This window comes from Microbacterium sp. SW12, assembly GCF_055391095.1.
This window is the reverse complement of sequence record NZ_AP024335.1, coordinates 814,061-836,572: the sequence shown is the minus strand read 5'-3', so window position 1 is coordinate 836,572 and position 22,512 is coordinate 814,061. Positions and strand designations below refer to the sequence as shown.

Here is a 22,512-nt window from a genome sequence, read left to right as displayed (position 1 = left end):
CCGAAGGGGCGGTCCTCTCGCCGTATCTACACCACCCCTCAGGCGGGCCCCTGCCGCCGGAGGCTCCGCGCGACGCGCAGCGGCGCGTGGAGTGGCGGGAGGGCGCGGGGGCACGTTACGGCGAGAGGATCGTCCCGAAGGGGCGGTCCTCTCGCCGTATCTACACCACCCCTCAGGCGGGCCCCTGCCGCCGGAGGCTCCGCCGGCCGCGTCCGCACACACCACTTCCGCTGCGGCGCTCGCCCCGATAGCCTGCCCCCAACTGCACTCGGGGAGAGATGGTGGCGAATCTATTCAGCAGGCACGCGCACGACGTCTTCGAGACGGGGTTCTACAGCGAAGACTTCGACTTCGAGGTGCGAATCCAGCTCGGACAGGCTCCCTACGGCGGCGCGGATGTCGGCGAGGTGCTGCGGACCATCGCCGACGTGAAGGATGGTGACCACGAGGGCTGGCACCAAGCCTGGAGCGCACTCGGCGAACGCCTCGCCGGTCAGGCCGCGGCCTCAGCGGATGCCGGGCATCGCACCAGCGCCGCGGCGGCTTACCTTCGCGCAGCAAACGCCTACGCCCCCGCCGTGAACGCGGCGGCGTCCCTGGGCGACACCGACAAGCTGCAGCACACCTTCCGCGCCCACCGGGCCGCATGGGACGCGTTTGTCGACCGCGCGCCATACCGCGCCGAACGCATCGCGATCCCGTACGAAGACACGACGATGCCGGGCTACTTGTTCACGGCGAGCACGGACGGCGAAAAGGCACCGACCCTCATCCTCGTCAACGGCAGCGACGGATCGATCAGCAGCATGTGGGCAACCGGAGGTCTCGGCGGCCTCCAGCGCGGCTACAACGTGCTCATGTTCGACGGCCCCGGTCAGCAGTCGATGCTGTTCGACAAGGACATCCCGTTCCGCTACGACTGGGAGGCTGTCATCACACCGGTCGTCGACGTGCTCGTTGCTCGGGATGACGTGGATGCCGACCGTATCGTGGCCTACGGCATCAGCCAGGCCGGGTACTGGCTCCCCCGCGCCCTGGCGTTCGAACACCGGATCGCGGCAGCGGTGGCTGACCCCGGAGTCGTCGACGTGTCTCAGTCGTGGCGCGCCGGCATCCCGAAGTCCGAGATGGAGCTCGTCGAGAAGGGCGAGAAGGAGAAGTTCGATCGCGGGATGGAGATGGCGTTGCGCTACTCGAAGTCGGTCTCGCGCCTGTGGAACTTCCGCGCGAAGCCGTTCGGGAAGGACAGTCCGTACGACACGATGGTCGAGATGCTGCGCTACCGGCTCGAGCCAGACGATGCCGCGAAGATCACGACGCCGCTCCTGATCACCTCTCCCGAGAAGGAACAGTTCTGGCCGGGCCAGTCCGAGCAACTCGCTGCGATGGTGCCGGATGCCACGCTTCAGCCCTTCACGGCAGACGAAGGCGCCGACTACCACTGTCAGCCGCTGGCGCGCCTCCTCACCGACGAGCGGATGTTCGACTGGCTCGACACCCGGCTCGGGCGCTGAAGCCCCGCGCGGCCGCGTCCTGGCCGAACTCGCGCCAGCGAACACCAACTCGCCTGAACGAACACCAACTCGCGTGAACGAACACCAACTCGCGTGAACGATCAGACGAGAAAGAACCCGTCGAACAGGCCCGGATTGTGGGCGTGGACGAGGACGGCGAAGACCACCGCGTCGAAGAGCAGATGCACGGTGACGACGTACGCGAGTGAGCGGGTGACGAGGAAGATGTAGCCCTGGAGGAGGGCGAACGGGATCGTCAGGAGCGGGCCCCACGCCTGGTAGCCGAGCTCCCACAGGAACGAGACGAACACGATTGCCTGAAGCAGGTTCGCGGTGATCGGATGCATGTGCCGGAGCAGCAGGACAAAGACCGTGCAGATGAAGAAGAGCTCATCCCAGATGCCCACGGCACCCACGCCGACGAACAGCCGGGCGATGAGGTCGGGAGTGTCAACCACCGGCCAGTTCAGGTACACACCCGAGGTGATGAAGTAAAACGGCAGGATGAGCCACCCGAGCACGAGCACGCCCACAAGCCACGCCCACTGAAACCACGTCCAGCGCCCGCCACCTCGCCACGGGAATCCGATCGCCCGATCTCGGTAGACGAACCGTGAGACGAGATACGGAACTGCCACCGCTCCCCCGAGTGCCACCGCGAAACGCACGATGGCGAGGTTGTCGAGCTCGGCCTTGAGCGGGATGGCACTGACGATCAGCATCCCCATCGCAATGAGCGAGAGATCCCGAACGATCGAGGGCTCGCGAGACACGGCCCGGGCCGTATCCGACCGCTCCCCCGCCCGTGTGGTCAGGCGGACCGTAGCGGGCGCGAACCGCTCCACCAGGACCGCCGCGATCAGGCCCGCAGCCAGGAGCGTCCACCCGAGCCACGGGATCAGCGCGACGAAGAACGCTGGAGCTGCCAGTACGACCAGCGAGGCCGGAAGGACGCGCCACGAGAGCGCAGGAAGCCTATGCGGGGCACTGTGCGCGGCATCCGCGTGGCTGCTCACGCAGACCGCCGGTAGGTGAGGTCACGGATCTCGCGCCCGGCACGAGTGCCCTTGCGCTCGAAAGCCGTGAGCACGCGCCCGTCGAAGCGGGGCGCCCACTCGCCGTCGAAGGCGCGAGTGAAGCCCGGCGCAGCGTCCAGCACCGTAACCATCTGGTCGGCGTAGTCCTGCCAGTCCGTGGCGAGTCGAAGAACGCCATCCGCACGCAGAACGGACGCCGCGAGCGCCGCGAACTCGGCGGTCACCAGCCGCCTCTTGACGTGCTTCTTCTTGTGCCAGGGGTCAGGGAAGAAGATCCACAGTTCGTCGACGGATGCTGAAGGCAACAGATGCTCGAGAACCTCGGGAGCGTTGCCCTCCACGAGTCGGAGGTTCTCGAGGTTCGCCCGGTCGGCATCGAGCATGGTGCGCGCGAGGCCGGCGCGGAAGACCTCAACAGCAAGGAAGTTCGCTTCCGGCCGGGCCGTTGCCGCGTGTACGATCGCGTGCCCCTGGCCCGACCCGATCTCGACGATCAGTGGCGCCGTCCGTCCCCACACCGTCGCCGGGTCGATTGTCGATTCGGCCCGGATGCTCGTTGAGGCAGCATCCCGTTCGACGGGGATGAGCATGCGCGGACTGACCTCGTTCCAGGCCCGCTGTTGCGCCTCCGACATCCGGCCGCTTCGGCGGACGAACGAGACCGGTTTCAGACGAAATCCCGTCGGGGCCTCATGGGGAGATGTCACAGCAGGCGCCCGACCGGTCACGGATACCCGATGGTCCACAGCAGGAACACCGCCACCACCTGCAGACCGAGACAGCCCAGCAGGAGCCATTGCCTGCGATGCTGCGTCGATGAGAAGCGCTCGTCGCCGAGCAGCGGTGAGAGCGGCATCATGAGGCGGAAAGTCGACTGCTGCGGCAGGAAGACGCCGAAGAGGTAGAGGCCGTAGCTAGCCGCGTACGCGACGATCACCAGGCCCAGCTTGCGCGTCGGCTTGGAGAAGATCCACCAGGCGAACGCCGCCATGATCGCCAGTACGACGAGGATGCCGAACACGTTGAGGTACGTGCCGAAGAACCGGAACCACGGCGTCAACGGCACGAAGTCGCCGGTACCGACGAGGGGAATCCACCAGGCGGTCTCGGTGCGAACGTAGGCGTGCGGAATGCCGGTGACGGCATCGGCGATGTAGGTCCACGACAGACCCGCCGACGCGATCGCTATCCCGCTCGCAGCAAGGCTGAGGCGCTGGGTCCAGGGGAATGGATCGGTGCGGTGCTGCATCCACCGCACCAGGAATACGATGCCAAGGCCCAGCGCAAGAGCGAGGACGCCGGGGCGGGTATAGGCGGCGAGCACACCCACGGGCAGGATGAGGAGGTACTGGCGCTTGATCGCGAGGAGCAGGGCTGTGAAAACGAGCAGCAGGAAGAGCGACTCGGCGTACGCGAGCACGTAGACGAAGGAGAGCGGGGCGAACGTGAACAGCACGATGCCCCACCAGGATGCCTGCGGCGTGGTCACGCGCCTCAGCAGGAGGAAGAGCACGAGGGTCGCGCCGAGGCTTGCCGCGATGCTCACGATGACCCCGATGATTCCCTCGTTCACGCCGGTGAGGTCAGAACCCACCCGCTCGAGAAACGGCAGGACCGGGAGGAACGCCCAGTCGTTGGTCTGGACGATCCCCTCCTCCATCGGAAGCCGGATCGGATAGCCGGTGCGTGCGATGTTGAGGTAATGGTCGGCATCCCACCCCGTGAGGAACGTGAGAAAGCTGCGCACGTGGATGCCGAACGGACCGAATCCCAGGTCGGCGAGGCGCGAGATCTCGAAGAACATCCACAGCAGCCCGAAGTTCACTGCGCGGCCGATCGCCCAGATTCCGACGACCTTTGTCAGCGTCCCCGATGCGATCGGTTCAACGCCGACGCGCGGCGAGGTCAGGTCGGCAAGCCATGCACCGAGAGCGCGAGGAACGCCTCGCCATCTCCGGGAGGAGGGGGCTCTCCGAGGGGAGAGCGCGACATCCTGTCGAGAGGTGGGAACCACTGGTGACCTTTCGCGCACACAAAAGGAGGCGAGAACCCCTTCTTCTTAGTATGCCAGCACCGAGCTGGGAACCTCGTGCCGCTCCATTCACCTGTCGTGCGGCGTGCCCTACTGCGGTTCTGTGACGTAATCGATCAGCTCTTCCACGCGGCCGAGCAAGCTGGGTTCGAGGTCCCGGTAGCTGTCGACCGCACCGAGGATCCGACGCCAGGCACGCGCCAGGTCCGCGGGGGTATCGCTCGGCCAACCGAGGGCGCGGCACGTCCCGACCTTGATGTCGACGCCGCGTGGGACGGTCGGCCACGCGCGAAGCCCGAGCGACCCGGGCCTGACGCATTGCCAGACGTCGATCTCGGGATGGCCGACGATGAGAACGCTCTTGCCATGCCGTCCGCGGGTGATCTCTGCGGCAATGCGCGCCTCTTTCGAGCCCGGAACGAGGTGATCGACAAGGATGCCGTACCGGCGGCTCGCCGATGGGGGCTCCTCATCGAGCATGGCGGCGAGGCGGTCGATTCCTTCGAGGTACTCGACCACAACACCCTCGGCACGCAGGTCATCTCCCCAGACCTTTTCCACCAGCTCCGCGTCATGGCGACCCTCGACGAGGATGCGGCTTGCCCGGGCGACGCGCGCCCGCTGTTGGGGAGCCGCGAACGAACCGGATGCCGTGCGCTGGGGTTGCCGCGATGCAGCGGGCCGGTGAGCGACGAGCACGACGTGCGAGCCGTCCAGGAGGAATCCGGGTCCCAGCGGAAATCTGCGTCGCATCCCGAAGCGGTCCTCGAGCTCCACGGTCGCGGCATCCGCCCGGGTCACCGCGCCACAGAATCCGTCTGCCTGCACCTCGATGACAAGACCCCGCTCTGCCGGCACGCTCGCACTCTCGGAGCGCCCGTGGCCGCGCCAGCCGTTTGCGAGCACGTCAGTTCCATAGCGATCATCCACCACCGCACCTGCCTTCCGGGCACTCACCCTACGACGCACGCTGTGAGGATCCGGTGCGCCCCGCGGAGCGCTTCCGCACGGGCGCACGGCATCAATAGGATCGAAGGGCGCAGGCTGTGGCGCGCCAGGAGGGAAATCGATGCCGACTCGGTGGTCGTTCGGGGCGGTAGCGAGCGCGCTCACTGTCGCGCTCGCGGCGCTGCTCAGCGCCGCGGCACCCGCGTTCGCGACCGACCCGGTCACGCTCGACTCTGCGTACGTGCTCGACGAGGTCGATGCGCTCAGCACGTCAGATGAGGCAGCGGCCAACGCCCGGCTGGCAGATCTTTACGCGTCGACCGGGGTTGATCTCTATGCCGTATTCGTCGACGACTTCACCAATCCGTCCGACAGGAACGAGTGGGCTGATGCCGTTGCGTATGACAACGGGCTCGGGCAAAGCCAGTACCTTCTCGCGGTTGCTACCGACTCCCGGCAGTTCACCATCTCAGCTGACTCGTCGGGTCCTCTGAGCGAAGACCAACTGCTGGCAATCGAGGCGGATCTCAAGCCCTTCCTCAGCTCCGGTGACTACCTCGGGGCGATCACAACGGCAGCCGATAGCTTTGAGACAGCGCTCACCGGCGGATCCGGGGGCGGCGGTTTCTTCGCGGTCGTGCTGCTCGTCATCGTGGTTGCCGCCCTTGCTGGCCTGGTCTTGTGGATCGTCATCCGTTCGCGGCGAAAGCGAAAAGCTGATCCGCAGGCGGTGAGCCTCGACGAGCTCGCGCGGCGCGCCGCATCGGCACTCGTCGCAACCGACGATGCCATCACGACCAGCACCCAGGAACTCGGGTTCGCTCGCGCGCAGTTCGGCGACGCTGCAGCTGCCGAGTTCGAGAAGACCCTCGCTGCTGCACGAACAAGCCTCACGGAGGCGTTCTCACTGCAGCAGCGCCTCGACGATGCCGAACCCGACACTGAGGCTCAGATCCGCGAGTGGAACCTCGCGATTCTCGACCTGTGCACGAAGGCGAACGCAGCGCTCGATGAGAAGGCCGCGGAATTCGAAGCACTGCGCGAGCTGGAGCGCACCGCTCCGCAAGCGCTCGAGCGCGTTGCCCAGGACCGCGAAGAAGCCTCAGCCGGCATAGCCGGCGCTGAACGCGCGCTCTCTGACCTCGAGGCATCGTTTCACCCGGACGCCATTGCGACCGTTGCTGACAACCCCGAGCAGGTCCGCGAGCGCATCGCCTTCGCTGACACTGCGCTCTCCAAAGCCCGGCAGGACCTCGCTGCCGGCAAGACAGCAGAGGCAGCGGTCGCGATTCGCGGCGCCGAGGATGCTATAGCCCAAGCACTGCAGCTGGAGCACGCGATCGATACGCTGGCACGGGACCTTCGGCAGGCTGCAACGACCGCGCAGAGCGTCATCGCCGGGCTCGAGGCCGACATCGCTACCGCGCGCGCACTTCCCGATCCCGATGGGCGTCTGGCCAGCGTGGCTGCCAGCACGACGCAACAGGTCGCGTCGGCCCGCGCTCTCTTGGATGCCTCCCAGCAGCGCCCGCTCGCGGCGTTGCACGCACTCCAGGAGGCGGACCGGCAGATTGACGAGGTGCTGCAAGCAGCGCGGGATGCTCAGGCCCAGGCGCTGCGAGCCCAGCAAGCGCTCGCGCAGATCACGGCGCAGGCAGGTGCTCAGATCTCCGCTGCAGACGACTTCATCGCTGCCCGGCGCGGCGCGGTCGGCGCACAGGCCCGGACGAGGCTGGCCGAGGCGCGCGCGAGCCTGGCCACCGCGCAGCAGGTCCAGGTTTCCGATCCGGCGCAGGCCATCCCGCACGCGCAGCGCGCCGAGCAGCTCGCGGCGCAGGCGATCCAGGCCGCGCAGCGCGATGTGGGGGCCTTCGACGTCGGCGGGTACGGCGGCTCCCGCAGCGGTGGATCGAACGGCATGATGGGCGCGGTCCTCGGCGGCATCGTGCTCAATTCGATCCTCTCCGGCGGCGGCGGTTCGCGGCGCGGTGGATTCGGCGGCGCCATGGGCGGCGGATTCGGCGGGGGTTCCGGCCGCGGCGGATTCGGCGGGGGTTCCGGCCGCGGCGGATTCGGCGGCGGATCCCGCGGCGGTGGGTTCGGCGGCGGGGGCTCTCGGGGCCGCCGCGGCGGAGGCCGCTTCTAGGCACGATCATCACCACTCACATCCAGACGAAAGGAAACACCGATGGCAAAGCAGTCCATCTTCGGACGCATCTCCACCCTCGTGAAGGCGAACATCAACGCGATGCTCGACCAGGCCGAGGACCCGCAGAAGATGCTCGATCAGCTGGTGCGCGACTACACCAACAACATTGCGGACGCCGAGGCTGCAATCGCTGAGACGATCGGCAACCTGCGCCTGCTCGAGCGCGACCACCAGGAAGACCTGCAGTCAGCGTCTGACTGGGGCAACAAGGCGCTTGCCGCGAGCCGCAAGGCCGATGAGTTCCGCGCGGCGGGCGATTCCGTGGATGCTGACAAGTTCGACAATCTCGCCAAGGTTGCCCTCCAGCGCCAGATCGCAGCCGAGAACTCGGCGAAGGCAGCAGCACCGCAGATCGCGTCGCAGACCGAGGTCGTGAACAAGCTCAAGGACGGCCTTAACGGCATGAAGCAGAAGCTCGAGCAGCTCAAGGCCAAGTCCGCCGAGCTGGTCGCGCGTCAGAAGACCGCCGAGGCTCAGACGAAGGTGGTCGATGCCGTCAAGTCGATCGACGTCCTCGACCCGACGAGCGAGCTCGGCCGCTTCGAAGAGAAGGTACGCCGCCAGGAAGCTATCGCGCAGGGCAAGACCGAACTTGCCGCCTCGAGCCTGGACGCCCAGTTCGAGAGCCTCGAGGACCTTGGCGAACTCACGGAGGTCGAAGCTCGTCTGGCCGCTCTGAAGTCCGGCGGCGCCGCGAAGCCCGCCATCGAAGGCTGATCGAACTCGCCGATGGCTCACTTCGTCATCGCCCCGCAGTGGCAGGGCTCCGGGTCGGCTCGCGCGATGCAGCTGATCGACGGCGCCGAAGCCATCGCGGGCGACCTCCCGGCTTCGGCCTGCACCCGCTTGGAGGTGCCGGTCGAAGCCGGTGAAAGTCTGGACACGGGCATCCGTCGCGTCAGCTCACTCGGACGCATCCGCGACCTGGTTCGGGATGCCGTAGCCGCTAGATCGGAACCTGTGGTGGTGATCGGCGGGGACTGCGGGGTGTCCCTCGGTGCACTGGAGGCCGTCGCCGCCGAGGATGTTGCGGTCGTCTGGCTCGATGCGCACGCCGATCTGAACACCCCGGAGTCCTCACCCAGCGGAGCGTTTTGCGGCATGGTGCTGCGCGCAGCTCTCGGAGACGGAGCGGATCGGCTCCGACTTGCCCGCGGCATCCTGACGCCCGATCGGCTCGTGTTGGCCGGCACTCGGGAACTGGACGACGCCGAGCAGCAGTACATCGATGAACACAGCATTCGCCGGGTGCTGCCCGGGGACCTGGTGGATCCCGAGGCGCTGGTCGCCGCTGTGGCCGACACCGGCGCGTCACGGGTCTACGTTCACATCGACCTCGACGTCCTCGATCCCTCCGTCATGACAGGGGTGTCCTTGCCCGTTCCGTTCGGGCCGACTGCCAGCGAGGTCATCGCCGCCGTCCGAGCCCTGCGTGACCGCTTCCCCCTCGCGGGGGCGACGATCGCAGAGTTCTCTCCCGCGTCTGCGGATGCCGCGATCGAGGACATGCCGACGATCCTGCGCCTGGTCGGGGCCGTGGCGTGACCCCGATTCCAACCCCGCCACCGGGGTGGGAGGCTAGCGCGGAGCGAGCCGTCGCGCGAGGTCGGATGCTGGATCGCTGGCTTCCGCTGCTGGACTCCTCGGTTTCGCGCGCCGGCGCCGTCGTCGGAACCGCCATCGGCTTCGTCTGGGGGTTCCTGTGGAGCACCGGCAGGGTGCGGCAGCATCGGGGCGCCGACGACACGGTGCTGTATGTCTTTTCCGGCATGCCCTCGTGGACGTTCCCGCGTGGCGGCGTTTGCGTCGGCGCCTGCTACCTCACTGCCGACAACGACGGCCCGCGCGTGCTGCGGCATGAGCTCGTCCACGCCAGGCAATGGCGGCGGTATGGGATGCTCATGCCGCTGCTCTACCAGCTCGCCGGCCGTAACCCGCTGCGCAACCGGTTCGAGATCGAGGCGGGCCTCGCGGACGGCAACTACATCCCGCGGCAGCGGCCGAAGAGAGCCGTCAGTCGATGAGCACCTCGTCCAGCGCGACGAGTTCGTCATCGCTCATGCCGTGGGCGCGCAGGTAGTCTCGCGGCGATCCGTACGCGGCGTCCAAGCTCGCGAGGAGCCTCGACATCGCCGCCGCCGGCGACTTCGTCGCCAGTTCCTCGAGGTTGACTGACTCCGGGTGGAACTGCCGGATGCGCGCGACCACGTCGCGGTTGCGCGAGGGCGGCAAGAGCGCCTCCGTCCGCGCATAGTCGGCGACTACGGCGTCCCGGTCGACCCCCGCAGCTGCCAACGTGATGGCCACGGTGACTCCCGTGCGGTCTTTGCCGACCGTGCAGTGCACCAGGACCGGCTGATCGGCGAGAACGCCACGAACGACCTCGACCACACGGGCCGCGGAGTCCTCCACGAGGCGGCGATACATCTCCGTGAGCGGAACGTCCTCGACGAAGAACGAGGCCACCGAACCCAGAAACAGCGGAACCCGCTGGACCACGAGTTCGCGGTCATCGAATCGGCTGGGCGCGCCGGCGACTTCGGCGTCGTCGCGAAGGTCGATGACGCGACGGATGCCGAGACCCGAGAAAGCTCGGATGCCGTCCTCATCGAGCCGCGCGAGGTTCCCCGACCGGTACAGCACACCCGCCCGCGTCCGCGAGGCGCCGGCCGGCAGACCACCGGTGTCCCGGAAGTTGATTGCGCCGGAGATGTCGAGTGTGCTCACGTTCCTCGACCCTATCCCGGGCAGAGTGACCTGCGGCTGCGCGCACCCGGTCGTCGCCGCCGCCAGAGCGGGGCCACAATAGTGTCATTGCCCAAGCCACGCCCAAGCAGCCGAGGACGGACAGCGATGACCACGCCCGACGATGAGTTCCGGTTTCTGGCCACTGACGCTCGCAGCGTCGGAGTGGCAGGCGATCTCCCACCGGTCGAGCGCATTTCCCTCGCTCTCGACGACGGACGCACCCTGAGCGCCCTCCGCTTCGGTGACACACCGCCAGTGGTCACCTTTGTCCACGGCGCGGGCCTCAACGCCCACACCTGGGACTCGACGATCCTGGCGCTGGGTCTGCCCGCCCTCGCGATCGACCTCCCCGGCCACGGCGATTCGTCCTGGCGGCCTGACGCCGCCTATGCCGCGGCGAACCTCGCTCCGGATGTGGCAACGGGCATCCGGGCGTGGACGTCGGCGCCACAGCTCGTCGTCGGACACTCGCTGGGGGGTCTGACCGGTGCTGCGCTGGCGGCATCCGTTCCCGAGCTCGTGACGCAACTGATCATGATCGACATCACCCCGGGCATCGATCCCAACGCAGAGGCTGCGCAGATCCGGGCGTTCTTCGCGGGACCGACCGACTGGGCCAGCCGCGACGAGTTGGTTGATCGCGCACTGGCCTTCGGCCTCGGTGGGGGTACCCGCGAGAAGGCCGAACGCGGGGTGTACCTGAACTCGCGAGTACGCGAAGACGGACGCGTCGAATGGAAGCACCACTTCGCTCACCTGGCGTCGGCCCTCGCGGCAGCGCCCGAGCTTGCCGCCCAGGTCGACGCGCAGCAGGATGCGCTCTCCGAGATCCTGTCGGCGACGGGATGGAACGATATCGCCGCCGTGACAGCGCCGCTGTCGCTGATCCGCGGCGAACAAGGCTTCGTGACGAGCGAAGATGCGGCGGAGTTCGCGAGGCGCCGGCCCGATGCCGTCGTCGTCACCCTCCCCACGGGTCACAACGTGCAGGAAGAGGCTCCGCTTGCACTCGCTCAAACCATCACGGAGCTGCGCGGCGCCGGGCAACGATGACGTCACGTTCGCCTCTCGATGAGGGGAACACAGCAACCGGACCCTAGAGTTATCTACCGCAGATCCCCTTCGTGCTCCGCGTGCCCACCACCTTCGCAGCGGATGCCCCCGGAAAGGACTCCCATGTTCCGCCGCACCGCTCTGGCCGCGTCGGCCTTGCTCGCCGCGAGCGCCCTCGTTCTGACAGCCTGCACCGGAAGCAGTGACCCCGCATCGACGGCGACGGGGGCTCCTGACCCTGACGCATCTGTCGCTATCCGGCTCGTTCTGGAACCGGGGAACCTCGACATCCGGCAGACCGCGGGCGCCGCGCTCGACCAGATCCTCATCGACAACGTCTACCAGGGGCTCGTCGGCCGCACCCCGGAGCAAGACATCGTCCCTGTTCTCGCCGAAGAGTACGACGTGTCGCCGGATGGGCTGACGTACACGTTTACTCTGCGCGAGGGTGTGACCTTCGGCGACGGGCAGGAACTCACTCCGCAGGATGTCGTGTGGTCGCTCACCACTCGCCGCGACACCCCGGAATGGGCTGACTCGGCTCGCCTCGCAAACATTGCGTCGATCACCGCCGAGGGGCAGGACATCACGCTCACCCTCTCCGAACCCGACTCAAGCCTGCTGTGGAACCTGACCGGTCGTGCCGGGCTGATCCTCAAGGAGGGCGACACCGTCGAGTACGCCACCGCCGCCAACGGCACCGGCCCGTTCCTGCTCGACTCGTGGCGCCAGGGGGACTCGATCACGTTCGTCCGCAATGACGCGTACTGGGGCGAACCGGCAGCCACGGCAGAAGTGGTGTTCGACTACATCCCCGAAACGCAGGCTGCCCTGAACGCGGCACTGGCCGGCGAGGTCGACGTCGTCACGGGGTTCGACGCCAACTTCACCGAGCAGATCGAAGCAGACGGCGGTTTCGAGGTCGTGCTCGGGCAGTCGACCGACAAAGGCACGCTCGCGATGAACCAGTCCGCCGGCAGCCCGCTGGCAGATCAGCGCGTGCGGCAGGCGATCCGTCAGGCGATCGACCACTCTGCATTCACCGACGCATTCGGCGCGGGCCAGACTCTCTACGGCCCGATCCCGGAACTTGACCCCGGCTATGAGGACCTCTCCGACGTCGCACCGTACGACCCCGACGCCGCGCGGCAGCTACTCGCAGACGCAGGCGCCGAGGATCTCGATCTGACGCTCACGATCCCGTCCTTCTACCCGACGACGATCCCGCAGATACTCGTCTCCGACCTCAACGAGGTAGGTATCACCCTCACGGTGAACAGCGTCGACTTCCCGACCTGGATCAACGACGTCTACATCAACAAGGACTACGACCTCAGCTTCGTGTTGCACACCGAAGCCCGCGACTTCGAGAACTGGGCGAACCCCGACTACTACTTCACCTACGACAACCCCGAGGTGCAGGAGCTCTACCATGAGTCGCTTGCCGCAACTGACGCGACCGAAGCTGCAGCCCTCCTGGCCGAGGCTGCCCGGATCGTTTCCGAAGACGCAGCCGCAGACTGGCTCTATAACGGCGCATCCATCGTCGCCGTCGGAACGAACGTCACCGGGATGCCCTCCATCAACGTCAACGAACGACTCAACCTCGCCAACCTCGCCAAGATCGCGGGCTGAGGCGAGACTGACGGGGTCATCGTGATGCGTCGGCCCGCGCCCGCCCCGGCGGCGCGGGCGGTGTCGCTCCTCCGGAGCGACCCGTGACCCGGTACGTCGTGACCCGGCTCGGGCTGCTCGCGGTGGGGCTCGCCGTGGCAAGCGCGATCATCTTTTTGACGCTTCGTGTTCTTCCCGGCGACGTAGCCCAGCTGATCGCGGGCACAAACAGCACGCCTGCGCAGATCGAGGGCATCCGGGAGCAGCTCGGGCTGAACAAGCCGTTGATCGCGCAGTATCTCGACTGGGTAGGCGGGGTCCTTCGGGGAGACCTTGGGGCGTCGCTACTGACCGGCACCCCGGTGGCAGAAGAACTCGCCGAGAAGGCTCAGGTCACGGTGCCCCTCGGCATCCTTTCGCTGACCATCGCGGTTCTCTTCAGCGTTCCGCTCGGTGTGGCCTCCGCGATCTGGCGCGGCCACCGCCGCGGCACCATCATGAGTGTCAGCGCGCAGACAGTCGCGGCTGTGCCGGTGGTGTGGGCCGGCATGATGCTTGTCGTCGTCTTCGCCGTATGGCTGGGGTGGCTGCCGGCGCAGGGGTTCCCGCGCAACGGATGGGACGACCCGGCCGCCGCGGTGCGCTCGCTGATCCTCCCCGCTGTCACGATCGGGATCGTGGAAGGCGCCATGCTGCTTCGCTTCGTGCGCAGTGCGACGCTCCAAGCCGTCGGACAGGATTACGTACGCACAGCAGCTGCCAAGGGGCTGACCCGCACCACGGCGCTTATCCGGCACGGCCTGCCGAACGTCGGTTTGTCGGTCATCACGGTCCTCGGACTCCAGGTCGCCGGAATCATCGTGGGCGCAGTCATCATCGAGCAGCTCTTCTCCCTTCCCGGCATCGGCCGCATGCTGGTTGACGATGTTGGCGCACGTGATCTACCCAAGGTGCAGGGCGAGTTGCTGGCCCTCACGGGCTTCGTACTGATCGTGGGATTCTTCGTCGACCTACTCCACCGGATTCTCGATCCCAGGCAACGGGAGGCGTCGTGACTCCCCCTCCGGATGGCGATCGCCGCACACCCCAGCAACCGACTCGGGCGCGGTGGCTCGGTCGCGTATGGGCGGTGCCGACGGGACGCTTCGGGATCTGCGTTGTCGTGGGAATCATCCTGGTGGCTCTGATCGCCTGGATATGGACACCGTTCGATCCGCAGCAGGTCAACGTGCAAGACCGCTGGCTTCCGCCCAGCTGGCCGCACCTGCTCGGTACGGATGGCGCGGGGCGCGACATCCTGAGCCTCGTGATGGCCGGCGCAGGGACGACGCTCTGGGTGGCAGCCGGGTCGGCGGTCGTGGCCACAGTGCTCGGAATCGCCCTGGCGAGCCTTGGCGCTCTCACCACGCGCTGGGTTCGCGAATCGGTGGCGGTCCTCATCGACATCCTTGTGGCGTTCCCCGTGCTGCTCGTGGCCATGATGATCTCCGCCGTGTGGGGCGGGTCGCTGTGGGTCGTGATCTGGTCGGTGGGAATCGGCTTCGGCGTCAACATCGCCCGCGTCACGCGACCCGAGCTGCGACGCGTCCTGCACAGCGATTTCGTGCTCGCAGGAACTGCGGCCGGCCTCAGCCCGACGCAGAATCTGTGGCGCCACCTCCTCCCGAACGTCGCACCGGTGTTCATCGTGCAGCTGTCGTGGGCGATGGCAGTCGCTGTGCTCGCCGAAGCCGGGTTGTCGTACCTCGGGTTCGGTGCTCCAGTGACCGAGCCCTCCTGGGGAGTCCTGCTTCAGGATCTCCAGGACTACCTCACCGTTTACCCGCTCGCCGTTCTCTGGCCGGGGCTGGCGATCACGGTGACGGTGCTCGGGCTGAACCTGCTCGGCGATGGCATCCGAGAGGCATCCGACCCGACTCTGGTCTCCAGGACCGGCGCAGCGCGTGCGTCGCGCACGCATATGCCCGAGGTGGTCTCATGAGCCTCGAAGTGCAGGGCCTCACCGTCGAGATCGGCGGCGAGCGCGTCGTCGACGGTGTCTCGTTCGGGATCCCGAACGGCGGCGCTGTGGGACTCATCGGTGAATCCGGATCAGGCAAGTCCCTGACGGCGCTCGCGATCATGGGCCTCTTGCCCGAAGGTGCGACGGCGTCGGGAAGCGTCAGGTGGCAGGGACAGGAGATCCTCGGCCTTGAGGAGCGGGCTCTCGCCAAGCTCCGGGGCGACGAGATCGGAATCGTGTTCCAAGATCCCCTGACAGCTCTCAATCCTGTCCGGACAGTCGGACGTCAGATCGCAGAGTCGGTTCGCATCCACGAGCGCTTGCGAGGCCGCGAGCTTCGGGAGCGTGCCATCGCCGAGGCCGCTCGCGTGATGCTGCCCGAGCCCGAGGCCATCATCAAGCGCTATCCGCACCAGCTCTCCGGGGGCCAGCGCCAGCGCGTGGCTATCGCCATGGCACTCGCATGCAGGCCCCGGCTGCTCATCGCCGACGAACCGACGACGGCGCTCGATGCGACAGTGCAGGCCGAGATCCTCGATCTGTTGCGCGGCCTCACCGCCGACGAGGACATGTCGCTGCTGTTCATTACTCACGACCTTGCAGTGCTCGCGCAGATCGCGACCCAGGCGGTGGTACTCGAGCGCGGTCGCGTCGTCGAGGCCGGCGAGGTTTCCCGCCTGCTCAGCGAGCCCCGCGCGACTGTCACCCAGGGACTGCTCAGGGACGCTACCGCGACGCTGTGGCGGGGCGAGGGCAGCGACGCATGAGCACCGAGTTCGTCCGCGCCGAGGGTCTCACCCGACGTCACCGCACCCCGTCCACGCGGCTTTTCGCGAAGCCCGCTGTCACAACGGCGCTGGATGCTGTCGACCTCACGCTCGAAGAAGGACACGCCCTTGGCGTCATTGGCGAGTCCGGGTCGGGCAAATCCACCCTTGTCCGGCTCCTCCTCGGCCTGGACAGACCGACCTCAGGTTCGGTCCACATCGACGGCCGCGAGGTAGACGCGTCGTCATCGGCGAGATCGCTGCGGTGGCTTCGTCGGGAGACCGGCATCGTCTTTCAGGACCCCTACGCCTCGCTCGATCCTCGTATGAGCGTGGGGCGCATCGTCGGCGAACCGCTGTGGGCGCTTGGCGTCACCGGGGACCGGCGAGCGCGGGTGCGGGAGGTCCTCACACAGGTAGGTCTGGATGCCGCGGCGGCCGACAGGTTCCCGCGCGAGTTCTCTGGGGGTCAGCGTCAACGAATCGCTCTCGCGCGAGCGATCGTGCACCGCCCCCGCCTGCTCGTCGGTGACGAGCCGCTGTCGGCGCTCGATGTCACGGTGAGAGCCCAGATCCTTGGTCTGTTCGACCGACTCAGACAGGACGAGGGGATGACGATCATCATGGTCTCCCACGACATCGGAGTCGTGCAGAACCTGTGCGATCGGGTGGTGGTCATGAAGGACGGACGGATCGTGGAGCGGGGCGAGACCTCCCGCGTCTTGCGCGCACCGGAGGCTGACTACACGCGGGCGCTCCTGGCGGCGATCCCCTCGATCACTCCCCCGGGCGAGACTCCCGCGGAGGACCGCCGCGACGGAAGAGCCCCTTCTTCACCGGCTTGAGCGACTTCTGGAGGTAGATCGTTCCCAGCCACCGCCCGAACTTGAAGCCGACGCGGCCCATCCGGCCGACTTCCGTGAAGCCCAGCCGCTCGTGGAGTGCCACTGACGCCTCAGCGCCTTTGTCGCTGATGACTGCGACGATCTCGCGAATACCCTTCCGCTGACAGGCCTCGATGAGCGCCTCGAGCAGGGCCCGCCCGAGCCCCTTTCCAGCAGCTGCCTGACCGAGGTAGATGGAATTCTCCACGGTGTAGCGATAAGCCGACTTCCCTGCCCAAGGCTGGACGAGCGCGTACCCCAGGATCTGGCCTGACGGTGACTGTGCCACCAGGAAGGGCAGGTCAAGTTTGCGCAGAAACGCGAACTTCTCGCGCCACTGGGCGATCGACCACACTTTCTCATCGAAGGTGACGACGGAGTTGCGCACGTAGTAGTTGTAGATCTCCCGAATGTCGGGAATGTCGCGTTCCTCCGCGGCACGGATGACGTAGCTGAACGGCCCTTCGGGCTCCGGCCGCCGTCGCAGATGGAAGGGAAGCCGCCGCTTCTTCTCGTATTCCTCTTCCAGCATGAGATCAGCCTACGCCGACGGTTCCACGCGCCAGTCGATCGGATCCGCGCCCTGCTGCTCGAGCAGCTCGTTGGCACGGGAAAAGGGTCGCGATCCGAAGAATCCGCGGCTTGCAGACAGGGGCGAGGGATGCGGCGACTCGATGATCGGAGTCGATCCCAGCAGCGAGCGCAGGCCCGCGGCATCCCTCCCCCACAGGATGGCGACAAGGGGGTGGTCGCGTGCTGCCAGCGTGCGAATCGCGTGCTCCGTGACGGCCTCCCACCCCCAGCCACGGTGCGAGCCGGGAGCGCCCGGCGACACCGTGAGGACGCGGTTCAGCAGCATGACGCCCTGATCGCTCCAAGCCGACAGATCGCCGTGCGAAGCAGGCCGGATGCCGAGGTCGTCGTCGAGCTCTCGGTAGATGTTCGCGAGGCTTCGCGGCAGGGGCCTGACGTGGGCGTCGACAGCGAACGAGAGACCGATGGGATGACCCGGCGTCGGGTACGGATCCTGCCCCACGATGAGGACCCGCACGTCCGCCAGCGGCCGGGCGAAGGCGCGAAGGACCCGATCTCCTGCCGGCAGGTAGCGCCGCCCCGCCGCGACCTCGGCCCGCAGGCGCTCCCCGATGCCCGCGATCTGATCGGCGACGGGCGAGAGCGCATCGGCCCAGCCACTGTCGATCAGACCCGCGTCGGCGAGCTCTGGCAGGGACATCGCCATGGGTCAGGCCGATTCCCTGACCGCGGCATCCTGCTCGATGACCGACCCCTGCCACGACCACGGGAAATCGATCCACAGGTCGGTGTCTTTCCACGACCAGTCCGGACGGATGATCGTCGTCGGCTTCGTGTAGATGACGACGCTGCGCACGATCGCGCCTCGATCGGTCAGGAGGCGCACGGCGAGGTCGAGCGTGCGCCCACTGTCGGCGACGTCATCCACGAGCAGGACGCGCCGGCCATCGAGGTAGGCCATATCCATCTCGGGAGGAAGAAGCTCGGGATCGGGGAGCACAGTGCCGATGCCGGTGTAGAACTCGACGTTGATCGCCCCGCAGTTCTTGATTCCCAGGCCGTAGGCGATGGCACCGGCAGGCAGGAGCCCGCCGCGGGCGATGGCGACTACCACGTCGGGCATGAACCCGTCAGCCACGATCGTGCGGGAGAGCTCGCGCGTCGCATCTCCGAAACCCTGCCACGTCAACGTTTCCCGCTCGGTCGTCACCGGTTCTCCTCTCGGTTGCCCCCGCACCAGACTAGGCGCGGCCGCGGTGCTATTCTCGCGGGCATGCCCGCCGCATCCGCCCTCGACCGGTTGCGCGGAACGGGCCTGGGAATCACTGCAGGGCTGATCGGCTGGTTCATCCTCGTCGAATTCGTCAGCGGCATCATCCAGGGCTACTACGTTCCGCTCTTCAGCGACATCGTCATCGACCTCGGCATCCATGACTCGGACGTGAACTGGTTCGAGGCAGCCCAGCTGTTGCTGTCTGCGATCGTCGTTCCGATTCTCGCGAAGCTCGGCGACATGTACGGGCACAAGCGCATCCTGCTAATCTCGTCGATCCTGACCGCCGCTGCCAGTTGGTGGCTCGTGTTCGCGGGAGACTTCTGGACGTTCCTGATCGCCTGGGCACTGCAGGGGTTCTACGTCGTCTGGCTGCCCCTCGAGGTCGCGCTCATCTTCGAGCGCGGTCGCCGCCAGAACCGGGGTGTCTCGTCAACCCGGCGCGCAGCCGGGCTCCTCGTCGTCGGGCTGCAGGCCGGTGCGATAGCCGGCGCCTTGGCCGCAGGAGCGATCTTCGAAGCCACCGGCGGCGATCTCATCGTCACGATGATGATCCCCGCCATCGCGGTCACCCTCATCGCCGGTGTCATCTGGCTCGGCGTTCCCGAGTCCGAGCCGACGCCCGGCCGGCGCCTGGACACGTGGGGGTTCGTGCTGCTGACCTGGGGCCTGCTGCTGGTCACCGGCGCCCTCGTCTACATGCGCATGATCCCGCAGCTGGACCTCGGCGAGAACGCGTGGTGGTGGGTGGTGGCCCTCTTCGCCGCGGGCATTGCCGTCTTCGTCTGGTTCGTGAAATTTGAACTGCGCCAGGACGACCCCGCCATCGACATCCGCGTCCTGCGCCGTCCCGAGATGTGGCCGGTGCAGACGACGGCCTTCCTCGTGGGAATCAGCCTGCTCGGCGCCCAGGGGCCGCTGTCGACGTACGCGGGCACCGATTCCTCCCTCGGTTACGGTCTTGGACTGTCTGCCTCGCAGCGCTCCTACGTCATCGGCGTGTATCTGCTCTCCCTCATCATCGGCGCCATCATCTTCGCCATCCTGTCCCGGCGCGCCAACCCGCGACTCATCCTGATCGGCGCCTCGCTTCTGGTCGGCATCGGCTACACGCTGTTCCTGCCGTTCCACCTCGAGCTGTGGCAGGTCCTGCTGAACCTCATGGTCGCGGGCCTCGGCTCCGGAGCCCTGGTCGGGGCGCTTCCGGCTGCTGCGGCAGCTGCGGCGCCCCGCGGACAGACCGGGATCGCGTCGGCGCTCACCAACACCACCAAGACTGTGGGCGGCGCCTTCGCGTCAGCCGTGTTCGGGGTGCTGCTGGCTGCAGGCGCCGGAGCAGTTGCCAGCGAGACCGCAGCATCCCTCGGCGGCTATCTCGCCGTCTGGGCGATCTGCGCCGGCGGCGGGTTCCTCGCGGCCCTGCTGTTGCTGTTCGTCCCGAAGGTGGCCTTCGCCGACACCGATACGAGTCAACTCGACGCGACCCGGGGCAGCTCCCAGCTCACCTGACCGCTCACCCGAGCGCGGCGCAGTCTCACATGTGTGCTGCTATTGTGCGCAACTGCGGCACATAAATGCGCAGCATCCGCACACAACGACCGCACACTCGTGACCGGTGGTGCAGGGCGAGCGGTCGGGCTACGGGAGGCGGGGCCGGAGCGGACCGCGGGCCAGCAGGTGCTGCGCCGACTGGGCAACGGGACGCATGGTGACGAGGTCGAGATTCACGTGGCCCGGCGCCTCCAGGGCGTAGCCGATGACGTCAGCGACATCCTCCGCAGTCAACGGATGCTGCACGCCCTCGTACACTGCCGCAGCCCGCTCGCGATCACCGCCGACACGGTTCAGAGTGAATTCCTCGGTGTAGACCATCCCGGGGGCGATCTCGACGACGCGCAGCGGCTCGCCGTTCAGCTCGAGGCGCAGGGCGCTGACAAGCATCGACTCGGCTGCCTTGGCGGCGTTGTACCCGCCGCCTCCGGGGTAGGCCACCTGCGCGGCGGTAGAGGTCACGAAGAGGAGGTCGGCGTGAGAGTCGGATGCCGCAGCCTGCCGCAGCTGCGGCAGCAGCGCACGCGTGAGTCGCTGCACCGCGAGGACGTTGACGTCGTACATCCATTGCCAGTCGGACACGTTCCCGTCTTCGACCCGGTCGGTGCCGCGGGCTCCGCCGGCGACGTGCGCCAGGGCGTGCACGGGTCCGGAGCCGGCGAGGAACTGCGCAAGAGCGTCGACGTCGGCATCCGTCGTGAGGTCCGCCGCGAACGCGACGGCGCCTGTCTCTTCCTCCAGTGCCGCCAGGCGGTCGGCGCGCCGCGCCACAGCGACCACGTCCCACCCGCTCGAGCGCAGCCGGCGAACCGTCGCAGCACCGATACCCGAACTGGCTCCCGTCACCACAGCACGTCTGGTCATGCGTCAACGCTAGCTGCCGGGAGAGCGCCGGAGTGTTACGTCACATTTCCGCGCTGTTGTTGACAACGGCTCGTGTTCGTACTCTCGGTGGTGGCCGGTCGACCCGCCGACCGACCCCGAAGACTCAAGGAGCACATCATGTCCGCACCCGAGAACTGGAAGTTCGAGACCAAGCAGATCCACTCCGGCGCCGCACCCGACCCGACCACCAAGTCGCGCGCGACCCCGATCTACCAGACCACCTCGTACGTGTTCGACAACGCCGACCACGCCCAGAACCTCTTCGCCCTGGCCGAGTTCGGCAACATCTACACCCGCATCATGAACCCGACGCAGGACGTCGTGGAGCAGCGCGTCGCGGCGCTCGAGGGCGGCAGCGGTGCCCTCCTCGTCTCCTCCGGCCAGGCCGCCGAGACCTTCGCTGTCCTGAACATCGCCCAGGCCGGCGACCACATCGTCTCGTCGAGCTCGATCTACGGCGGCACGTACAACCTCTTCAAGTACACGCTGGCCAAGCTCGGCATCGAGACGACCTTCGTCGAGAACCAGGACGACCCCGAGGAGTGGCGTCGCGCGGTCCGCCCGAACACGAAGCTCTTCTTCGCCGAGACGATCGGCAACCCGAAGATCAACGTCCTCGACATCCGCTCGGTCTCCGCCGTCGCCCACGAGAACGGCGTACCGCTGATCGTCGACAACACGATCGCGACCCCGTTCCTCATCCGTCCGCTCGAGCACGGCGCCGACATCGTCATTCACTCGGCGACGAAGTTCCTCGGCGGTCACGGCACCACCATCGGCGGCATCATCGTCGACGGCGGCAAGTTCGCGTGGTCGCAGAACGTCGAGAAGTTCCCCGGCCTCACCGAGCCCGACCCGTCCTACCACGGCGCGTCCTACACGACGGCTGTCGGCGACGGTCTTGCCTACATCATCAAGGCACGCGTCCAGCTGCTGCGCGACCTCGGCTCGGCGATCTCTCCGATCAACGCCTGGTTGCTGTTGCAGGGCATCGAGACCCTGTCGCTGCGTATCGAGCGTCACGTGCAGAACGCCCAGGAGATCGCCGAGTGGCTCGAGAACCAGGATGACGTTGCGGCAGTGAACTACTCGGGTCTGCCCACCTCCCCGTGGTACGCCGCCGCGAACACCTACGCACCCAAGGGCGTCGGCGCTGTGCTCTCGTTCGAGCTCAAGGGCGGGGTCGACGCCGGTCGCGCCTTCGTGGACTCTCTCGAGCTGTTCAGCCACCTCGCCAACATCGGAGACGTGCGCTCGCTCGTCATCCACCCGGCATCCACCACCCACTCGCAGCTCACGCCCGAGCAGCAGCTCACCGCTGGCGTGACTCCTGGGCTGGTCCGCCTCTCCGTCGGTCTCGAGAACATCGAGGACCTGAAGGCCGACCTTGCCCAGGCCCTCGCCGCAGCACGCAGCGTCGGAGCCGCAGCCAACGCCTGACCTGCGCGTCGCACCCGAAGG

22 protein-coding genes are annotated in these 22,512 nt (G+C 67.3%); 13 read left to right on the top strand and 9 right to left on the bottom strand.

The features are described from left to right. The first annotated feature begins 278 nt into the window (after nucleotides 1-278). The gene (locus MICSW_RS04065; protein ID WP_292727689.1) at nucleotides 279-1,514 is read left to right on the top strand and encodes an alpha/beta hydrolase family protein; all 1,236 of its coding nucleotides are present in this window, start codon (nucleotides 279-281) and stop codon (nucleotides 1,512-1,514) included. 101 nt (nucleotides 1,515-1,615) lie between these two features. Here the strand turns inward: MICSW_RS04065 and MICSW_RS04060 are convergent, their stop codons facing one another. The 4 genes from MICSW_RS04060 to MICSW_RS04045 form a co-directional block, all read right to left on the bottom strand. Beyond that, nucleotides 1,616-2,530: a CPBP family intramembrane glutamic endopeptidase gene (locus tag MICSW_RS04060; RefSeq protein ID WP_374198005.1), complete on the bottom strand. Its 915-nt coding sequence runs from the start codon at nucleotides 2,528-2,530 to the stop codon at nucleotides 1,616-1,618. Next, entirely contained in the window at nucleotides 2,527-3,186 is a 660-nt protein-coding gene (gene trmB, locus MICSW_RS04055; RefSeq protein ID WP_228177635.1) for a tRNA (guanosine(46)-N7)-methyltransferase TrmB, read from the bottom strand. The genes MICSW_RS04060 and trmB overlap by 4 nt, the downstream gene beginning before the upstream one ends. Nucleotides 3,187-3,275: 89 nt before the next feature. Next, nucleotides 3,276-4,565: a mannosyltransferase family protein gene (locus MICSW_RS04050; protein ID WP_228177634.1), complete on the bottom strand. Its 1,290-nt coding sequence runs from the start codon at nucleotides 4,563-4,565 to the stop codon at nucleotides 3,276-3,278. 108 nt (nucleotides 4,566-4,673) lie between these two features. Beyond that, nucleotides 4,674-5,513 (bottom strand): DUF3097 domain-containing protein, encoded by an 840-nt coding sequence (locus MICSW_RS04045; RefSeq protein ID WP_228177633.1) that lies wholly within the window; start codon nucleotides 5,511-5,513, stop codon nucleotides 4,674-4,676. 139 nt (nucleotides 5,514-5,652) lie between these two features. Between MICSW_RS04045 and MICSW_RS04040 the strand changes: the two genes are divergently transcribed. The 4 genes from MICSW_RS04040 to MICSW_RS04025 are packed head-to-tail and all read left to right on the top strand — an operon-like array spanning nucleotide 5,653 to nucleotide 9,764. Next, nucleotides 5,653-7,677, top strand: coding sequence for a TPM domain-containing protein (locus MICSW_RS04040; RefSeq protein WP_464496814.1), 2,025 nt, complete (start codon nucleotides 5,653-5,655; stop codon nucleotides 7,675-7,677). Between the two features lie 42 nt (nucleotides 7,678-7,719). Continuing rightward, a complete protein-coding gene (locus MICSW_RS04035; RefSeq protein WP_228177631.1) occupies nucleotides 7,720-8,457 on the top strand; it encodes a PspA/IM30 family protein in 738 nt (245 codons plus the stop codon). Between the two features lie 12 nt (nucleotides 8,458-8,469). Beyond that, complete coding sequence (locus MICSW_RS04030) at nucleotides 8,470-9,285, top strand: arginase family protein (protein ID WP_464496813.1); 816 nt, start codon at nucleotides 8,470-8,472, stop codon at nucleotides 9,283-9,285. Continuing rightward, on the top strand, nucleotides 9,282-9,764 hold the full coding sequence (locus tag MICSW_RS04025) for a Fe-S oxidoreductase (protein ID WP_464496812.1): 483 nt from the start codon (nucleotides 9,282-9,284) through the stop codon (nucleotides 9,762-9,764). The genes MICSW_RS04030 and MICSW_RS04025 overlap by 4 nt, the downstream gene beginning before the upstream one ends. Here the strand turns inward: MICSW_RS04025 and MICSW_RS04020 are convergent. Beyond that, nucleotides 9,754-10,467 (bottom strand): tyrosine-protein phosphatase, encoded by a 714-nt coding sequence (locus MICSW_RS04020; RefSeq protein ID WP_292727679.1) that lies wholly within the window; start codon nucleotides 10,465-10,467, stop codon nucleotides 9,754-9,756. The two genes, MICSW_RS04025 and MICSW_RS04020, sit on opposite strands and share 11 nt — an antisense overlap. 126 nt (nucleotides 10,468-10,593) lie before the next feature. On the opposite strand from MICSW_RS04020, the gene MICSW_RS04015 reads away from it, so the two are divergent. The 6 genes from MICSW_RS04015 (at nucleotide 10,594) to MICSW_RS03990 (ending at nucleotide 16,769) form a co-directional block, all read left to right on the top strand. Next, a complete protein-coding gene (locus MICSW_RS04015; protein WP_464496811.1) occupies nucleotides 10,594-11,541 on the top strand; it encodes an alpha/beta fold hydrolase in 948 nt (315 codons plus the stop codon). A 123-nt stretch (nucleotides 11,542-11,664) separates the two neighbouring features. Further along, nucleotides 11,665-13,176 (top strand): ABC transporter substrate-binding protein, encoded by a 1,512-nt coding sequence (locus MICSW_RS04010; RefSeq protein WP_464496810.1) that lies wholly within the window; start codon nucleotides 11,665-11,667, stop codon nucleotides 13,174-13,176. Nucleotides 13,177-13,259: 83 nt separating this feature from the next. After that, on the top strand, nucleotides 13,260-14,210 hold the full coding sequence (locus MICSW_RS04005) for an ABC transporter permease (protein WP_464496809.1): 951 nt from the start codon (nucleotides 13,260-13,262) through the stop codon (nucleotides 14,208-14,210). Beyond that, on the top strand, nucleotides 14,207-15,136 hold the full coding sequence (locus MICSW_RS04000) for an ABC transporter permease (protein WP_228177624.1): 930 nt from the start codon (nucleotides 14,207-14,209) through the stop codon (nucleotides 15,134-15,136). Before MICSW_RS04005 ends, MICSW_RS04000 begins: the two co-directional genes overlap by 4 nt. Further along, nucleotides 15,133-15,924: an ABC transporter ATP-binding protein gene (locus MICSW_RS03995; protein ID WP_228177623.1), complete on the top strand. Its 792-nt coding sequence runs from the start codon at nucleotides 15,133-15,135 to the stop codon at nucleotides 15,922-15,924. Before MICSW_RS04000 ends, MICSW_RS03995 begins: the two co-directional genes overlap by 4 nt. Further along, on the top strand, nucleotides 15,921-16,769 hold the full coding sequence (locus tag MICSW_RS03990) for an ABC transporter ATP-binding protein (protein WP_228177622.1): 849 nt from the start codon (nucleotides 15,921-15,923) through the stop codon (nucleotides 16,767-16,769). The genes MICSW_RS03995 and MICSW_RS03990 overlap by 4 nt, the downstream gene beginning before the upstream one ends. Here MICSW_RS03990 and MICSW_RS03985 read toward each other — a convergent pair. Genes MICSW_RS03985 through MICSW_RS03975 form a run of 3 tightly spaced genes read right to left on the bottom strand, consistent with a single transcriptional unit; the run spans nucleotide 16,702 to nucleotide 18,552 of the window. Then, nucleotides 16,702-17,340, bottom strand: coding sequence for a GNAT family N-acetyltransferase (locus MICSW_RS03985; protein ID WP_228177621.1), 639 nt, complete (start codon nucleotides 17,338-17,340; stop codon nucleotides 16,702-16,704). The genes MICSW_RS03990 and MICSW_RS03985 overlap by 68 nt on opposite strands. Nucleotides 17,341-17,349: 9 nt before the next feature. Further along, entirely contained in the window at nucleotides 17,350-18,048 is a 699-nt protein-coding gene (locus tag MICSW_RS03980) for a uracil-DNA glycosylase (RefSeq protein ID WP_292733075.1), read from the bottom strand. Between the two features lie 3 nt (nucleotides 18,049-18,051). Then, nucleotides 18,052-18,552: a phosphoribosyltransferase gene (locus tag MICSW_RS03975; protein WP_292727668.1), complete on the bottom strand. Its 501-nt coding sequence runs from the start codon at nucleotides 18,550-18,552 to the stop codon at nucleotides 18,052-18,054. 63 nt (nucleotides 18,553-18,615) lie between these two features. On the opposite strand from MICSW_RS03975, the gene MICSW_RS03970 reads away from it, so the two are divergent. Continuing rightward, the gene (locus tag MICSW_RS03970) at nucleotides 18,616-20,124 is read left to right on the top strand and encodes an MFS transporter (RefSeq protein ID WP_464496808.1); all 1,509 of its coding nucleotides are present in this window, start codon (nucleotides 18,616-18,618) and stop codon (nucleotides 20,122-20,124) included. A gap of 129 nt (nucleotides 20,125-20,253) precedes the next feature. Here MICSW_RS03970 and MICSW_RS03965 read toward each other — a convergent pair whose 3' ends face one another. Further along, entirely contained in the window at nucleotides 20,254-21,030 is a 777-nt protein-coding gene (locus MICSW_RS03965; protein ID WP_464496807.1) for an SDR family oxidoreductase, read from the bottom strand. 138 nt (nucleotides 21,031-21,168) lie between these two features. Here MICSW_RS03965 and MICSW_RS03960 point away from each other — a divergent pair, with 138 nt between their 5' ends. Continuing rightward, nucleotides 21,169-22,491, top strand: a complete 1,323-nt coding sequence (locus MICSW_RS03960) for a bifunctional o-acetylhomoserine/o-acetylserine sulfhydrylase (RefSeq protein WP_292733069.1) — start codon at nucleotides 21,169-21,171, stop codon at nucleotides 22,489-22,491. Nucleotides 22,492-22,512 lie beyond the last annotated feature (21 nt).

Bases quoted from the DNA above. Each gene is read 5' to 3' on its own strand.
- MICSW_RS04065 (WP_292727689.1), top strand. From the start codon at position 279: ATGGTGGCGAATCTATTCAGCAGGCACGCGCACGACGTCTTCGAGACG.
- trmB (WP_228177635.1), bottom strand. From the start codon at position 3,186: ATGTCGGAGGCGCAACAGCGGGCCTGGAACGAGGTCAGTCCGCGCATG.
- MICSW_RS04040 (WP_464496814.1), top strand. From the start codon at position 5,653: ATGCCGACTCGGTGGTCGTTCGGGGCGGTAGCGAGCGCGCTCACTGTC.
- MICSW_RS04035 (WP_228177631.1), top strand. From the start codon at position 7,720: ATGGCAAAGCAGTCCATCTTCGGACGCATCTCCACCCTCGTGAAGGCG.
- MICSW_RS04030 (WP_464496813.1), top strand. From the start codon at position 8,470: ATGGCTCACTTCGTCATCGCCCCGCAGTGGCAGGGCTCCGGGTCGGCT.
- MICSW_RS04015 (WP_464496811.1), top strand. From the start codon at position 10,594: ATGACCACGCCCGACGATGAGTTCCGGTTTCTGGCCACTGACGCTCGC.
- MICSW_RS04010 (WP_464496810.1), top strand. From the start codon at position 11,665: ATGTTCCGCCGCACCGCTCTGGCCGCGTCGGCCTTGCTCGCCGCGAGC.
- MICSW_RS03995 (WP_228177623.1), top strand. From the start codon at position 15,133: ATGAGCCTCGAAGTGCAGGGCCTCACCGTCGAGATCGGCGGCGAGCGC.
- MICSW_RS03990 (WP_228177622.1), top strand. From the start codon at position 15,921: ATGAGCACCGAGTTCGTCCGCGCCGAGGGTCTCACCCGACGTCACCGC.
- MICSW_RS03985 (WP_228177621.1), bottom strand. From the start codon at position 17,340: ATGCTGGAAGAGGAATACGAGAAGAAGCGGCGGCTTCCCTTCCATCTG.
- MICSW_RS03980 (WP_292733075.1), bottom strand. From the start codon at position 18,048: ATGGCGATGTCCCTGCCAGAGCTCGCCGACGCGGGTCTGATCGACAGT.
- MICSW_RS03970 (WP_464496808.1), top strand. From the start codon at position 18,616: ATGCCCGCCGCATCCGCCCTCGACCGGTTGCGCGGAACGGGCCTGGGA.
- MICSW_RS03965 (WP_464496807.1), bottom strand. From the start codon at position 21,030: ATGACCAGACGTGCTGTGGTGACGGGAGCCAGTTCGGGTATCGGTGCT.
- MICSW_RS03960 (WP_292733069.1), top strand. From the start codon at position 21,169: ATGTCCGCACCCGAGAACTGGAAGTTCGAGACCAAGCAGATCCACTCC.